Raw genomic sequence first — 14,837 nt, forward strand, 5'->3', positions numbered from 1 at the left:
GCCTTGAAGCGCTACGGCTTTTCATGAATGCAATACTCAAGAAAATTTTTTGCCCGTTGCCGGTCCGGCGGCCTTATTGCGGCAGCGGCACGATCGCGGCGTTGCCGATCTCCGACGACGGCGCGGGCATTTTCGCCGGTGCGGTCATGGCGGCCGGCCTTGCCGAAGCTTCGCCCGGCAGCGGCACGGCGACGGCGTCCGCCTGCTCGTCAGGGGCGGCTGTGTTCTGGCGCGGGCGGCTGCGGCGTGGCGAGACCGGTTCGGCGATCACTTCCGGCGCAAGGCTTGCCGGCATGACATAGGCGCGACCCGGCGCCTTGCGCAGCATGGCCACGGTTTCCTTCGACACCGGCAACAGGCGCAGGCCCTGCATCAGCGACACCAGTTCCGCCTCGCTCATCGACGGGTCGCAGAAGCGCAGGCGCAAGCTGGCCGCATAGGGGCGCTGGACGGCCGCGCCGCTCTTGACCACCTGCCAGCCATAAAGGCAGTGTGCGCCCCCGCTGGTCCCCAGCGCATAACCGAAGACGCCCTGGGCATTGTCGCCGATGACGTCGTCGATGCGCATGGCGATGCCGGGCAGGGTTTCGGCCATCTCCTTGCGGATCTCGCCGCGCGTCGGAGCGCGCACCGGTCGCGTCGCGGCATCGGCATTCGACACCTCGATCGTCAGGGCATTGTCGCCGGAAAGAGCGGTGCGGTTGGCATAGACGACGGTCTGGCCGAGGCCGTTTTCGCGGGCGACCTGCTGCACCGAGACGATGCGCCCGGCCGATGGCGGCAGGGCCGCGAGCGCGAATTGCGGCGAAACCTCCGCCGAGATCGGCGGCGCGGCGGCAAGGCCGGTCGCCGCCGTCAGGAACGGATCCTGCGTCGTCGAGGTGCAGGCCGCAAGCGGCAAAGCGAGGGCAGTGAGCGTGAGGAAAACGCCAAGGGATTTCATCGTTGCGATTGCTCCACCGCCGTCAACCCTTGCGCGACGGCGCGGTCGGACAGGTGCATGCTCAGGCGCTCGAAGATCGCCTTGGCTTCGGCCTTGTGGCCGAGTTTCTGGTGCGCCCAGGCGCGCAACTTGCTCATGTCGGTCGGCTCCGGCACCAGTTGCATGCGGGCATTCAGTGCCGCCAGGGCCTGCTCGTACTGGCCGATATCGAAGGCGGCGCGGGCGCGCTGCCAGTAGATTTCGGCGCGAATTTCCCGGTCGCGCACCGCAGACAGCGGCGTGGCCGAAAGCGCAGCTTCGGCCTGATCGGTCAGCTTGTCGCGCAAGGCGGCGAGCGCCAGGCCATAGGCCGCGTCCTGGCGGGTCACGCCGCGCCCCGCCAGCGCCGCATTGAAGGCGACGCGGGCATCGGAGGAGCGGTTCAGGCCCATGAAGCACCAGCCGCGCGCCAGCGACGCCTCGGCGGAGAGGCCGCCGCGATCCTCCTGCCGCTGCAACTCGCGGATGCAGGCATCGTAGCGCTTGTCCCGGAGGGCGGCGGCATAACCGGAGGCGTCGCCGGCGGCCGGCTTGCCGACGGTGGCGCCCGAAAGGCCGCGCGGCGGCGGGGCGCTGGCGATTTCGGCCCAGAGATCGGGGTAGCGCTCGCCGTAACGGCTGCGCAGCGCAGCGAAATCCTTCTTCCTGTTTTCACGCAGATAGCTGAGCGCCAGGCCCTTGAGGCGCTCCGGCTTCTCCTGCCATTCGAAAGCCTTGGCAAACCAGGCTTCGGCGGCGGCGAACTGCTTGGAATTATAGGCATACCAGCCGAGTATCTCGGCATGGTCGGCCGATTGCGTTTCGCCGATCGCCGCGGAATAGGCGGCAATCGCCTGCGGCTCCAGCGCGCCCAGCTCCGGCTTGGACAGGCGTGGCGCCAGCGCCGCCATCAAGAGTTCCGGCTCGCCGGCAAACAGGTCGAGATGACCGGCGGCCCATCGATAAGCGTCGGCGTCGCGGCCCTGCCGGGAAAGGCTGAGATACAGGCCTTTGGCGGCCTCGGCGCCGGGCGCCCTCTCCATCGCCTTGCCGAAGGCCTGTTCGGCGGATGGCAATTGCTTGACCTTGAGGAAATACCAGCCGAACAGGATGTCATCGCCGGCCGTATCCGATTGCGCGGCGAGACGCTGGAGATCGGCCTCCGGCAACGGCGCGGTCAGGGCGTCGTTGGCGGTGAAATCGGCGACGCGGCGGCGCAGCAGCGCATCGGTGACCGGCGCCAGCGCCGCGACCCTGGCCGGCTGAGGCCACAGCGCCTTGATGACCGCGTCGATCTCCTCGGCGGAAAAATCCTGCGCGGCCTTTTGCAGCGTCACCGCGAGAAGATCGTCGGGAAAACGCGCCTCTCCCTGCCGGAACAGGATGGCCTTGCAGACCTCGGCCATCTGCTCGCGCATGCCGGTCTCGTGATAGGCGTCGACCAGCATCCACAGCAGGTCAATTTCGGCTTCGCCGGCCGGATCGATGGCTTCACCGGCGGCAATCACGCCCGCCCAGTCCCTGGCGGCGACCGCGGCGGTCATCTGGACACGTATTTTCCGCCGCGCCAGCTTTCCGGAAAAATCCTCCGAGGGACTCCAGCCGGGATTGGCGGCCTGCAGGCGGGCGATTTCCGCCTCGATGCTGGAAAAATCGCTCTTTTCGTAGAGCGCCCACAGCGGCTGCTCGTTCATCGAGCGGCGCGCGGCCGGCATATACAGGTTCTTGGGGGGCTCGAAACCGGGGAATTTGAGCTGGAGCCGGGCAAGCTCGGCCTGCACCCGCTCCTCCTGCCCCTGGTCGGCGTAATAATAGAGGGCAGCGAGATCGACCTCGTCCGGACCTGTCGCCGTGACGGGGACAAAGGGCGCTGCCGGCTTTTCGGTGACAGGCGCGGCGAAATCGGCGAGGCTCACCTGCCCGGCGCAGACCGGCAGCGGCGCAGCAAGGCAGCTTGCGGCAAGAAGCGCGGCAACGGATTGACGCAAACGCCTCATTGATCGGTCCTCACGCCCTTCTTCGGCACGGCAAGGCCGAGCCAGGCGCCGAACCCGCCCATCAGCACAAGGACGAGCACGACATAAATCTGGAAATTATCGGAGAACCAGGCGGCGGCGAGCCGGCGCAGATTGCCGAAGCTGGAATCGGGAAAGGCGGTGATCACCCGGTCGACGGCCGCACGGCTGACGAGGACGCCATCGCCGCTCTGGATGACGGCGCGACCGCCCTCCAGCCGCGGCCAGACGCCGGGTTTCGACAGCAGGGCGACGCCCTTTTCCAGCTCGCCCGCCGAGGCGGCGCGCAGCGTCGTCCAGTTGGACAGGCCGGACGGCGACAGGCTCTGCGAGACGGTGAGCAACGCCCCGGTCTCGGCCGAGGCGTCGGCGGCGGAGGCATCCTCGTAGTTCAGCCAATGACGGAAGCGGCTGAGCAGCGATACCACCTGCGTCTGCGCCTGTGTCGTCCAGCCGGTCTGCGACTGATCGACGGCTGTCGATTCCTGGAAGGCTTGCAGCAACTCCTGCGTATCGGCAACCGGCGTGGCCGGTGCGGCGCTGACGGTGGCGGTGGTCATGGCATCGGGTGCCGCCGCAGCGCCGAGGCTGGCAAAGGGATCGCCATCCTTGGCCGGGCCATCGGACGGCAGCGGCGTGGCCGGGACCGCACGGGTGGCGATGACCAGCGCATTGCGGCCTTCCTCTTCCGCCGGAGCGCCGAAGCGGATATCGGCGCCGAGCGGCTTGCGGGCGGCCAGACTGAGATGCGCCACCGTCGTCAGCGCGCCGGCGATGGCGGCCGGCTCCTGGCTGTCGATGAAGACGTCGAAGGGCTTGCCGTCGCCAAAGGGATAGGCCGAGCCGGAGAGCGCCCCGAGATCGGGCAGCCGGCCGAGGCGGGCAAGCGCGGGAATTTCAATCGTGGAATCGTCGAGCAGGATGAAGCGCGGCTTTTCCTGCGCCGCCATCTGCGGCGCGCAGACACCATCCGCCGCCACCGGCAGCTCGGCCATGATGTCGATGCGGTTGACGCCCGGGCGGAAGGCGCGCATCGGCAGCTTGACGCGCTTGCGGTCGAACTGTTCGCCGTTGGAATCGCGAAGCGGCAGGCTGGTCACCACCCGCTCGTTGACCCTCACCAGCAGCTTCGCGCCCGGCAGCAGCCCCGGCGCGGTCGCGCCATGCAGGTAGAAATCGATCGTATCGTAGTCGGCGGGATAGAAATCGGCGGGCATGCGCAGGTCGAAATCGGTGCGCGCCAGGCGGCCAGCGAACGGCGCCGTCACATAGCCCGCTTCCTTGAGTGTAAAGCGACTTCCGGCTTCGCCGGCGACTTCGCCCCAGCGCCCGGAAATGACGCCGCTTTCGAGGCCGGCGCGCATTGGCCCGCGCAGCGCCGAGAGCAGGTTGGCGGTTCGCTCCGCCCCCGTCGCCCCCTGGAGCAGCACGATGGCGCGCCCGGGAACCGACCCCGCACGCAGCGACAGCCCGGCCGGAGCCGCCGACAGCAGCCGCCTGCCCTCCTCGGTCTGGAAGTGATCGATGGCGGCGCCGACATAGAGATCGATGCCCGATCCCTGGCCTCCGGTCTCGCCTGTGCTGACGACGAGATCGTCGCGATTGAGAAACAGGGCAAGCGCCTGCACGACCCTGGCGCTTTCGCTGAGGGCGGCGGCGCTCGCGCCTCTGGCGACGACGAGGCGGATATCGGTGACCCCGGCGGCATTGCGGCCAAGGCCCATCAGTTCGTCCAGGGCCGAGAAGCGCACCGGCGCACCCGCGAGAAAGCCGCTCAGCGTCGGATCGAGCCGCGTCCACAATTCATAGGTGGCATCGATGCTGCAATCGACGCGATGGCGCTGGCGCGCGCGCAAGCTCACCTCGTTGCGGCCGATCCTCAGGCTGCCGGCAGAAAGCGGCAGGGTTTCGAGCTTCAGCCCGTTCGGCGAGCGGATGGCGAAGGAACCGGCCGGGCGGCCGTTGACGCCGACCTCGACCGTTCCGGTATCGGGCAGCACCGAAACAGCGTTGCGATAGGCGATCTGCAGGCCGCCGCCGGCGGCGACCTGCTCGGCGCTCGCATAGAAGCTTAGGACCGTGGTGTCGTCCTCGCCGGTCAGTTCCAGCCGGTTCGCGCCCTGCTCGAAAGGCACGAGATTGGACGGCGCGGCGGAGACGGCAGCTTTGGCCGGGGCTTGCGGCATGGCCGGCAGCAGCGAGACGGCGGGTTTTTCCGGCGCAGCGGGGACGACCAGGGTCGATGCGGAGGGGGTCGATGCAGCGGCGGTCGGTATGGCCAGGGCCGGCGCGGCGGGTGCGACCGGGGGCGTCTCGGCCTCCGGCAACAGGCGGAAACTGCCGGCGAAAGCGGCGGGCGAAAGCGCTCCGGTCAGCAGCAGCGTCAGGCCAAGGCGGCGGATCGACATGGTCTCAACCATAGGCGCGAACTCCATCGACGGCAGGAGCAAGAGGAGCGGCGACCGGGGCCGGCATGGGTTCGGGCATGTCCTTCGCGGGAAGGACCATCGGCGCATCGTCCACGGATTTGACCGCCTGCTCGCGAATGAGGCCGATGGCATAGCGCATGGCGCGCAGGGTTTCGCCGATCGTCCAGCCGGCAAAGCGAAATGTCCCGGCAAAGAAGCCGAGCCGCACCTGGCGACGGGTCAACCGCTCCTGCAGCACCGTCTGATCGGAATACATCAGTTCGGCGATCGCCAGGAAGGTGCGCGGCGAACGCTCGGCATAGGCAAAGCCGTATTGGATTGCGCCGTCGCTGCCGCGTGCGCCGCGCTGCACCACGTCGAAGGTCAGTTCCTGGCCGTTGCGGCGCAGCTCGACCATGCCGGCCAGCGGCGCGTCGGCCGTCGCCTGCGGGGCATCGCCCTCGATGAACTCGACGGAAATGCCGCCGCTGGAGGCATCGTGTATCAGGATCGAATGCAGCCTCCCGCCGATATGCATCAGCGCATGGCGGCGCACCGGCAGACGCTGGTTGCGGCGCAGCTCGCGCCGTTCGGCAACGACGCCGAGCGCGGCGCCGGCGAGGCCGAGATTGATGAGGTTCCAGCCGGCGACGATCAGCAGCAGTTCGGAGGCGGCCGGCTCCGTCACATATCGCCAGGCGGAGTAAAGGGCGGCGGCCAGCAGCAGGAAGAAGATCAGGAAATAGGGCCGCGCCACCGCCGAGAGACCGCTCTTGTCCAGCGTCTGGCCCTTGGCGGTGACGTTGAAGGTCGGCTTGCGCGGATTGCGCACGACACTGAGGATCGAGCCGAACAGCATGACCGACTGCACATATTCATAGAGTTCCGACACCCAGGGCCAGCGCACCCGGCCATAGAGATAGCTCTGCATGGCGAAGGAGGAGACCAGGTAGGTCAGCGCATAGGAGGCGAACTCCATGATGTTCGCCTCGTAAATCTCCAGCGAGAAGAAGATGTAGAGCAGCGGCGCGAACATGAAGACCAGCCGCGACAGCGGAAACAGCCAGAAGAGATTGATGCCGGCATAGCAGATGCGCTGCGCCATCGTCAGGCCACGCGCCAGGAAGGGGCGGTTGAGGATGAGGATCTGCAACATGCCCTGGCACCAGCGCGCCCGCTGGCCGATGAAGGAAACGAAGGTTTCCGGCTGCAGCCCGGCGATCAGCGGCTTGTCGACATAGACGCTATGCCAGCCCTTCGAATGCAGCGCCAGCGCCGTTTCGCAATCCTCTGTTATCGACTGGCCGGCAAAACCGCCTGTCGTTTCCAGCGCCTTGCGGCGCAGCACGGCGGCCGAGCCGCAGAAGAAGGCGGCGTTCCACTTGTCCAGCCCACGCTGCAGGATAGAATAGAACATCTCGTTTTCGGACGGCATGCGCGCGAAGGTCCTGAGGTTCTTTTCCAGCGGATCGGGATTGAGGAAATAATGCGGGGTCTGGACGAGGAACAGTTTGTCGTCCTCGGCGAAGAAGCCGACGGTCTCCTTCAAGAATTCGCGCACCGGCGCATGATCGGCATCGAAGACGACGACCAGTTCGCCGGTGGAGACGGCCAGGCCCTCGTTGAGATTGCCGGCCTTGGCGTGTTCGTTGCGCTTGCGGGTGTGGTAGCGCACATCCATGGCGGCGCAGAGCGCCTTCAGCTTCTCATGCCGGCGCTGGGCGGACATGGCGAGCTTGGGATCTTTCTGGCTGCGCTTCTGCTCGGTGCCGCCGTCGTCGAGCAGGTAAACGGTGAGTTTTTCCTTCGGGTAGATCATCGACTTGGCGGCGGCGAGCGTCAGCGCCAGAAGCTCGGGATCCTCGTTGTAGCTCGGGATGAAGACGTCGACGGTCGGCAGCGCCTCGCGCGATTTCGGCACCGGCGCCACGCGGCGCAGCGGATCGGCAAGCATGAACAGGCTGACCGCCAGCATCGCCAGGCAATACATTTCTGCGAGATACAGAATGATCGCCGGCACGAAGTTCAGCGGCTCGGATATATCCGGCAGGGTCTGCGTCGTGCGCCAATAGGCATAACGCAAGGCGATGATGCCGGCGAAGACGAAGGTCATCATTCTGAGCGGCTTGCTGTCCGGGCGGGTCATCGCCAGGAACATGAAACCGAGCACCGCAAAGCTGAGGATGAGTTGCGCCTGAAGGCTGAGGGGCAACCAGAGTACGAACAGTCCCAGCATGCCGGCGCCGAGCGCCAGCCACTTCACGCACATCATGTGCAAACCCCGTTTTTCTGCACCAGCCGACCTCATGTCCGCCGGGTCTGCAATCTCAACTCAACCGTTACGGGGGAATCCTGAATCAATCGCTAAAATATGCCCGGCCCGGCCCGGCATTGGTAAAGGAAAGGTTGACGGCGAATGGCGAAGTCCTGCGGTGCAGGGATCGACAGCGGGCGCGCTCGCCTGGGCCGTTCCAATTCGCGACAGAACCGACGAGATCGCCGCCGGTGCGTCGCGAAACCGGACGGTCGCGCCCGCCGACGTCGAAATCGCTGCGCATTCGCCAGCGGATGGCCTTAACTGGCGGACGACGAATCAAAAACCAACCCTTACGGATGTTCGGACGGAAAACCGTTTCATCCTTTTCCTGGAAATACTCCGGCGGAGCCCCATGTTCGACACGCTCAAAACCCTCGGCTTCCAGATCGAAATCCACTCGCATGCGCAGGCGATCCTCAGCGTCGATTTTCCCGACGCGGTGGCGGAGCTGGAGCGGGTGATCGGCGGGCTGACCATCCCGATCGAGGAGATCATCGGCTCGGGCGGCGGCGAGACGCAAGGGACGCAGCGGCTGCGGCGCGGGCTTGCCGATATCGGCTGGACCAAGATGAATTTCGTCGTCGAGAAACGCATCAACGGCGTGGCGCGCGAGGCAATCTCGCACGAGATCGATCATGTCAAGCGTTTCGCAAACGGCGTCATCGCGCTGGAGATCGAGTGGAACAACAAGGATCCCTTCTTCGACCGCGATCTCGAAAACTTCAAGCGACTGCATGCCGATGGCGCCATCTCTGTCGGCATCATCGTGACGCGCGGCACCTCGATGCAGGACGAGATGCGCGCCATGGTGATGCGCTTCGCCCGTGACCGCAAGATCGGCTGCAATGCCGATCTCGAGGCGCTCGGCATGACGCGCACGCCGCGCCAGAAGAAGGCGGTGGACAAGCGGGTCGCCGCCGGCGGCCAGTTCGCTGATGCCTGGTCGTCGCTGTTCGTCAGCGACAAGTTCGGCGCCGCCACCACCCATTGGAGCAAGCTGGAGGACCGCGTGCATCGCGGCGTCGGCAATCCCTGCCCGCTGGTGCTGATCGGCCTGCCGGCGCGCATCGTCACCTTCGGCGAAGGCCTATCGCTGGAAGAGATCGCAGACCGGGAAGAGGCGATGGCGCGCGACGGAATCCTGCCGTTTCTGTAAGCTTCCGCTTACTCTGCGGCGATCTGGTCGCTGGCGGAATTATAGGCGTAGGTCTTCCACGAGGGTTCGTAATCCGCATCCGCCTGGTTGCCCCAGGTCGCCCAGCCGGGACGCACGCCGCGGCCGAACATTTCCAGATAAGGGCCTGGCGAGCAACTTTCGATCAGCGGATATTGCTCGTCGGGTTTACGCGAATGCTCACGCTTGCGCGAGGAAATGTAGTTCACCTGCGAACGCCCCGGCGGCAGCGTGCGGGCATTTTTCCCGCGCGTGCCGAACAGGATGATTTCGGTAACGTTGCGGAAATAGAAGCCGACGCCGCGTCCGTCCGAGCCGCCGTCCTTGCGCACCTTGTGCCAGACGATATTGGCCTTGTACTGGAACCCCCAGGCGCGCATCACCTCAAGGCCTTCCGGCAGCAGCGCGTTCGGCACCCAGAGATAGAGATGGGCAGTGGCGGCGCAGGCTTCGGCCACGGGCAGCGCCATGATGTCGGGCAACGCCATGGTGCCGTAGCGCGACAGGCGCTTGTGCTCGGGCGCGACCTTTCCGGTGCGGTTGACGAACTGCCATGGCGGATCGGCCATGATCGTCGCGAAGCGGCGTCCGTCCACGAACTTGCGGAAATCGTCCGCCGGCAGGTTTTCGGCTTCGGCCTTGTCGAGCATCCGGTCTCCGATCGTTTCGGCGCCGGCTACATCGGGACAGGGTCCGTATGTCGTTCTGGCGCGCGACCTGCATAGCAGACTCGCAAGCCCCCGTCCCTCTCCAATTTCCCGCGTCCCCAACTTGCTGCCCTTCCTTTGCCGGCTTGACTCTTTGCGTGATTTGTTCTTATTTTGTTCCAAGACAAACCAAAGTCAAGCCGGATCGGGAAGGAAAAACTCAGACGGTAAACGAGGAAAACCGCTCAACAGCGTGTCGAGAAAGGGAATATCGCCTTCAAGGGGAAATGGTACGGTTGGGGGGTCTCGAACCTCCGACCTCAGGTGCCACAAACCTGCGCTCTAACCAACTGAGCTACAACCGCACAGAACGCCTGCCGGCGCCGTTGGACCGTCACATACGGCGAGTTTTCGGGATTTGCAAGTCCCTGATGCAGATTTAATGCAAAGCCGGGCTAAAAAGCCCGGCCGCATCGTCAAGGTGGAGGGAAGGAGGATCAGTTGGCCTTGAAGCCGTTGATCGCCTTTTCGGCAGCGTCCTTGGCCGGCTTGGAGACGGTTTCAGCCAGGCTACGGGTGGCGGCCTGCATGGCCTTGGTCTGCTCGACGGCGACTTCGGCCTGCTTGCGCAGGAAGGCGGTCTGCAGTTCGAAGAACTCGGAGACCGACTTGACGCCGAGCAGGGCTTCCATGTGCGAGAGCGAGTTTTCGGCATTGGTGCGCAGGGCGTCGATGGCCTTCAGGCCGAGGTCGATCGAACCGGCCTGGGCCGTCTGAACAGTGGCTTCGACAGTCTTGGCGGCTTCGTCGGCAGCGGTCTTCATCTTGGCGAAGGCGTCCTTGGACTGCGAGACGCCCTTTTCGGCGAATTCGCGGAAGCTGTCGGTGAACTTGGACGGGTCGATGGAGGAGAAAGAGAATACGTCGTTGGTCTTGGTCATGGCACGCTCCTTGTTGTTTCGCTGGGATACCCGTTCGGCCGGGCTTATCGGTCGTTATGAGGATCATATAGATCATTTTATTGTGCATTGCAACATGATTTTGCAACGCACAATGCATTAACCTTGTTTAACGGAACAGCGGCCGGCGACTGGACCGGGCACCGGCTGCGGGAGTATTAAAAATCCGTTAAACACCATATTTCCGACACCCCGGCGCGTTACAGGTATCGTCATGCCCGCAGTCCAGTATCCCTTCATCGATATTGCCGTCCATGAACGGGTCAGAGACGGATTCGCGCGCGGCGAAGCCATCGTCCTGTTCAGCGCCGGCCTGGACCATGTCCTGTGGGCGAACGGTGCTGGCGCCCGGCTGTTCGGCAATGCTGCGATCTACGATTTTCTGGAGGAAGGCCCGAACGGGCACGACGTTACCTTCCGTCAGGTCGAGGCGAGCGCGCGTCAATTGACCGAGGACGGCGACCGGCGGTCTCTGACCATCCGCATCGCGCAAGGGTTCCGCCGTCTCGGCGTGCAGGCCCATGTCGAGCGCATTTCGACGCCGGCGGGGGAGCCGGCCGTGCTGTTTTCCGTTCCGCTGTGCGCCGAACCACTGCCGCTCGCCGAACGCGCCCGGCAAATGCTCGAGGGTTTCGACGACGACGATACCCATATGGCGGTGCTCGGCGGCGACGGTGAGATCGTCGCCGCCTCCAAGGGCTTCGCCTCGCTCGGCGTCACCAGCCATACCGCCCATATGCTGGTGACCATGGTCGGCCACCATCCCGACCGGCTGATGAAGCGGCCGATTCCCACCGGGCGCGGCTACCTGCCCGCCGCCATCGGCCGCCTCTCGGACGAGCCGGGCCTCAACCTTCTTTTCGTCGTCGAGATGGTGATCGGCAATCTCGATCCGACCGAGGATTTTGCCCCGACGCCCGCCAGGCCGGCGCCTGCTCCGCTTCAACCGGAACCGGCAATGCCGGCGGCCGATTCGCTGGACGCAGCGCTCGACGCCGTCTCCGGCATCGTCGAGGTCGAGGAAGACACCGAAGATATGGACGAACCGGTGGCGCTCGCCGAGGCGCCTGTCGCGCCGCTGACGGCGGAGCCCGAGACCGTCTCGGACGCCGAAGCCCAGCAGGAGATGGTCGAGTCCGCGCCGGAGGTTCCCTCCGCCGCTGGTCCCGAAGTTGCCGCCGGGGTCGCACGCGAGCCGGTCGAAACCCCGGCCCCGCTCCGCTCATTTGCCCCATCGGAAAACGGCTTCGTCTTCAATCCTGCTGCACGCGCCATTCGTTTCGTCTGGAAGATCGATGCGGAGGGACGGTTCAGCGACGTATCGGGCGAATTCGCCAAAGCGGTCGGCCCGCATGCAGCCTCGGTGCGCGGCGCTGCCTTCACCGATATCGCCCACCTGTTCCAGCTCGATCCCGACGGCACTATCGCCGAACTGCTCGGCAAGCGCGACACCTGGTCGGGCAAGACCATCCTTTGGCCGGTCGAAGGCACGAGCCTGCGTGTCCCGGTCGATCTCGCCGCCCTGCCGACATATACCCGCAACCGCGAATTCGACGGGTTTCGCGGCTTCGGCATCGTGCGCCCCGCCGATGCCGTGCCGGATCCGCTCGAACTCGGCGTGACCCTGGCCGGCAGTGCGCCCGCCTCCGACTGGCTCGCCGATCTCGCCGCACCCGTCGAACCGGCCGAACCGCAAGCGACGGACGAAGCCACGCCGCTGCCCGAGCCATCAGCGGAAGCCGGCCTGCCGACCGAAATCGAACCCGACGCTCTTCTGGTGGACACCGTGCGCGAGGAGAACCCGGAGCCGGAGGACGATGGCGCGCCGGAAACCGAAGGCACTGAACAGAGCTTCATGCGCATGCCCTGGGGCGAGATCCCGGCGCTAAAAATCAGCGAAACGGCCAATCGCCGCCAGTCCGACAAGGTTGTGATGCTGGAGGAGCGCCGCGCCCGCGGCGAGCCGCTGACCGCCGGCGAGCAGGCCGCCTTCCGCGAAATCGCCCGCCGACTGGAGACCTTGACGCAGCCGCCGCAGGACGCCGGAACGGAGCCGCCGACGGAAGCGCAGGTGGAAACCCCGGTCCTGGAAGACGAAATCCAGCCCGTCGAAACCATCCCCGACGAGAGTATGGACGAGACCCCTTTCGTGGACGAAGAGACCACTGTGGAGCCCGAAGCCGAGATCGACGGCGAGGCCGCCAGCCTTGACGCGCTCGCCGGCCTGGTGCCGCCGCGCTCGCAGATGAACGAAGGGCTGACGCCGGCCGAGATCGACGACCTGGCGGTGCCGATGCTGATCCATGCCGGCGACCGGCTGATGCATGCCAATCCTGCCTTCCTCGCCCTGACCGGCTATTCCTCGCTCGCCGAACTGATCGAGGTCGGCGGACTCGACGCACTGCTGCAGCGCGAGGATCTCGGCCATGCCAATGGCGGCCTCACCCTGCTGCGCGCCGATGACGAACTGGTGCGGGTGACGGCGAAGCTGCAATCGGTGCGCTGGCAGCAGGGCCATGCGCTGATGCTGGCGCTGATGCCGATCGATATGCCGATGCCGGCGCTGCCTGAAACCGGCGCGCTCGAACCCGCGCCGCAGCCCGACATCGTTGACGAGATGCCCGAAGCACCTGTCGCGGCGGAGGCGCCGAAGACCGTTCCGTCCGAGTCGGCAGTCAACGCGCCGGAACCGACGGACGCCGAGCCGGAAACAGTCCTCGATGCGGTCGAACCCGAATTGCCGGCGGAAGCGGAAACAGAAGTCGACATGGACGAGGCCGTCCCTGCTCCGGAAGAGGCCGAACTGGCTGACATCCTCCCGACTTCGCAAGACGGTGAACCCGCCAGCGACCAGCTTGAAAAGCTGAAGGGCGAGGTCGAGGAACTGCGCTCCGTGCTGGAGACGGCGACCGATGGCGTGGTCATCCTCGATTGCGACCATACGATCCGCTCGATGAACCGCTCGGCCAGCGCCCTGTTCAACTACGACAATGCCGAAACCGGCGGCAAGCCGTTCGTCATGCTGTTTGCCCATGAGAGCCAGAAGTCGGTGCTCGATTATCTCAACGCTCTCTCCGGCCATGGCGTCGCCAGCGTGTTGAACGACGGGCGCGAGGTGATTGGCCGCGAAGCCTCGGGCGGCTTCATTCCGCTGTTCATGACGATGGGCCGGCTCAGCGCCTCGGACGGTTACTGCGCCGTCATCCGCGACATCACCCAATGGAAACGCACTGAGGACGAGCTGCGCAACGCCAAGCGCGCCGCCGAGACAGCCAACGCCCACAAGAGCGATTTCCTCGCCCGCGTCAGCCATGAGATCCGGACGCCGCTCAATGCCATCATCGGCTTTTCCGACATGATGGCGACGGAGCGCTTCGGCTCCATCGGCCATCCCCGCTATATCGAATATGCCAATGATATCGGCCGCTCGGGTCGGCATGTGCTCGACATCGTCAACGATTTGCTCGACATTTCCAAGATCGAGGCGGGAGAGATGGATCTCGATTTCACCTCTGTCGGTCTCAACGAAACCGTCTCGGAAGCCGTGGCGCTGGTGCAGCCGCAGGCCAACGGCCAGCGGGTGATCATCCGCACGGCCTTGGCGACGACGGTGCCGAACGTGGTCGCCGACCTGCGCTCGATCAAGCAGATCGCGCTCAACATCCTGTCCAACGCCATCCGTTTCACGCCGTCGGGCGGGCAGATCGTCGTCTCGACCTCCTACGAGGCGAATGGCAGCGTCGTGCTGCGCATCCGCGATACCGGCGTCGGCATGACGCGCTCGGAGCTGGAACAGGCGATGAAACCCTTCCGGCAGGTGACGACCGGCACGCGCAAGCGCGGCGACGGCACCGGCCTTGGCCTGCCGCTGACCAAGGCGATGGTCGATGCCAATCGGGCGCAGTTCTCGATCAATTCCGCGCCGAACGAGGGCACGCTGGTGGAAGTCACCTTCCCTCCCCCGCGCGTGCTTGCCGAATAGACGGCGCAGCAAAACGGCGACCCGGCAAAAAAGAAGGCGCCCGAAGGCGCCTGTGTGGAGGTAATGCTGTTCAAAACAAGAGCCTGAGCCGATATGCGTCATGCCACGGGAGCCGGTAAAGGCCCCTGCCACCCTGTCATCGGGCGGCCCCAAGTGAAGCCACCTTGGACCCTGGCAAATTAACGAAAGGTTACCGCGCGAGGCCATCTTTCCCCCGTGATTTCTGGGGCTTGCGCCGGTTTCACGGGCGATCCTCCCTTCCGCCGGGGGATATGTGGCTCTATATCCTGTTGCAGCGCATGATAAGGGCGGTGGCGGCAATGCCGGGTGCGCCATATTTGCGTCGATGTCACAAATCCGTTACCTCCGCGACG

The 14,837-nt window shown here is 65.5% G+C and carries 9 protein-coding genes and 1 tRNA gene; 2 read left to right on the forward strand and 8 right to left on the reverse strand.

What is annotated here, in order from left to right:
- Positions 1 to 73: 73 nt before the first annotated feature.
- The 5 genes from bcsN to P7F60_RS02025 all read right to left on the reverse strand — a co-directional run bounded on the left by bcsN (position 74) and on the right by P7F60_RS02025 (position 8,104).
- On the reverse strand, positions 74 to 943 hold the full coding sequence (bcsN, locus tag P7F60_RS02005) for a cellulose biosynthesis protein BcsN (RefSeq protein WP_277916022.1): 870 nt from the start codon (positions 941 to 943) through the stop codon (positions 74 to 76).
- Entirely contained in the window at positions 940 to 2,958 is a 2,019-nt protein-coding gene (locus P7F60_RS02010; protein ID WP_277916023.1) for a hypothetical protein, read from the reverse strand. The genes bcsN and P7F60_RS02010 overlap by 4 nt, the downstream gene beginning before the upstream one ends.
- On the reverse strand, positions 2,955 to 5,396 hold the full coding sequence (locus P7F60_RS02015) for a cellulose biosynthesis cyclic di-GMP-binding regulatory protein BcsB (RefSeq protein WP_277916024.1): 2,442 nt from the start codon (positions 5,394 to 5,396) through the stop codon (positions 2,955 to 2,957). The genes P7F60_RS02010 and P7F60_RS02015 overlap by 4 nt, the downstream gene beginning before the upstream one ends.
- Entirely contained in the window at positions 5,389 to 7,656 is a 2,268-nt protein-coding gene (gene bcsA / locus P7F60_RS02020) for a UDP-forming cellulose synthase catalytic subunit (protein ID WP_277916025.1), read from the reverse strand. The genes P7F60_RS02015 and bcsA overlap by 8 nt, the downstream gene beginning before the upstream one ends.
- 85 nt (positions 7,657 to 7,741) lie before the next feature.
- Positions 7,742 to 8,104 (reverse strand): hypothetical protein, encoded by a 363-nt coding sequence (locus P7F60_RS02025; RefSeq protein ID WP_277916026.1) that lies wholly within the window; start codon positions 8,102 to 8,104, stop codon positions 7,742 to 7,744.
- On the opposite strand from P7F60_RS02025, the gene P7F60_RS02030 reads away from it, so the two are divergent.
- Positions 8,054 to 8,857 carry a BglII/BstYI family type II restriction endonuclease gene (locus P7F60_RS02030; RefSeq protein ID WP_277916027.1) on the forward strand — a complete coding sequence of 268 codons (804 nt, stop codon included), beginning with the start codon at positions 8,054 to 8,056 and terminating at the stop codon, positions 8,855 to 8,857. The two genes, P7F60_RS02025 and P7F60_RS02030, sit on opposite strands and share 51 nt — an antisense overlap.
- Before the next feature lie 8 nt (positions 8,858 to 8,865).
- Here the strand turns inward: P7F60_RS02030 and P7F60_RS02035 are convergent, their stop codons facing one another.
- The 3 genes from P7F60_RS02035 to P7F60_RS02045 form a co-directional block, all read right to left on the reverse strand.
- A complete protein-coding gene (locus P7F60_RS02035) occupies positions 8,866 to 9,525 on the reverse strand; it encodes an MT-A70 family methyltransferase (protein ID WP_277916028.1) in 660 nt (219 codons plus the stop codon).
- A gap of 285 nt (positions 9,526 to 9,810) precedes the next feature.
- Positions 9,811 to 9,887 (reverse strand) — tRNA-His (locus P7F60_RS02040).
- Between the two features lie 132 nt (positions 9,888 to 10,019).
- Complete coding sequence (locus P7F60_RS02045) at positions 10,020 to 10,463, reverse strand: phasin (RefSeq protein ID WP_277916029.1); 444 nt, start codon at positions 10,461 to 10,463, stop codon at positions 10,020 to 10,022.
- A 232-nt stretch (positions 10,464 to 10,695) separates the two neighbouring features.
- On the opposite strand from P7F60_RS02045, the gene P7F60_RS02050 reads away from it, so the two are divergent.
- Positions 10,696 to 14,463 (forward strand): ATP-binding protein, encoded by a 3,768-nt coding sequence (locus P7F60_RS02050; protein WP_277916030.1) that lies wholly within the window; start codon positions 10,696 to 10,698, stop codon positions 14,461 to 14,463.
- Positions 14,464 to 14,837: the final 374 nt, after the last annotated feature.

Origin of the sequence: Rhizobium sp. YJ-22 (genome assembly GCF_029601685.1) — a bacterium.
GTDB lineage: Bacteria > Pseudomonadota > Alphaproteobacteria > Rhizobiales > Rhizobiaceae > Metarhizobium.

What these genes read in the sequence shown, in the direction of transcription:
- bcsN (WP_277916022.1), bottom strand. Translation starts at nt 943, where the DNA reads ATGAAATCCCTTGGCGTTTTCCTCACGCTCACTGCCCTCGCTTTGCCG.
- P7F60_RS02010 (WP_277916023.1), bottom strand. Translation starts at nt 2,958, where the DNA reads ATGAGGCGTTTGCGTCAATCCGTTGCCGCGCTTCTTGCCGCAAGCTGC.
- P7F60_RS02015 (WP_277916024.1), bottom strand. Translation starts at nt 5,396, where the DNA reads ATGGTTGAGACCATGTCGATCCGCCGCCTTGGCCTGACGCTGCTGCTG.
- bcsA (WP_277916025.1), bottom strand. Translation starts at nt 7,656, where the DNA reads ATGATGTGCGTGAAGTGGCTGGCGCTCGGCGCCGGCATGCTGGGACTG.
- P7F60_RS02030 (WP_277916027.1), top strand. Translation starts at nt 8,054, where the DNA reads ATGTTCGACACGCTCAAAACCCTCGGCTTCCAGATCGAAATCCACTCG.
- P7F60_RS02025 (WP_277916026.1), bottom strand. Translation starts at nt 8,104, where the DNA reads ATGCGAGTGGATTTCGATCTGGAAGCCGAGGGTTTTGAGCGTGTCGAA.
- P7F60_RS02035 (WP_277916028.1), bottom strand. Translation starts at nt 9,525, where the DNA reads ATGCTCGACAAGGCCGAAGCCGAAAACCTGCCGGCGGACGATTTCCGC.
- P7F60_RS02045 (WP_277916029.1), bottom strand. Translation starts at nt 10,463, where the DNA reads ATGACCAAGACCAACGACGTATTCTCTTTCTCCTCCATCGACCCGTCC.
- P7F60_RS02050 (WP_277916030.1), top strand. Translation starts at nt 10,696, where the DNA reads ATGCCCGCAGTCCAGTATCCCTTCATCGATATTGCCGTCCATGAACGG.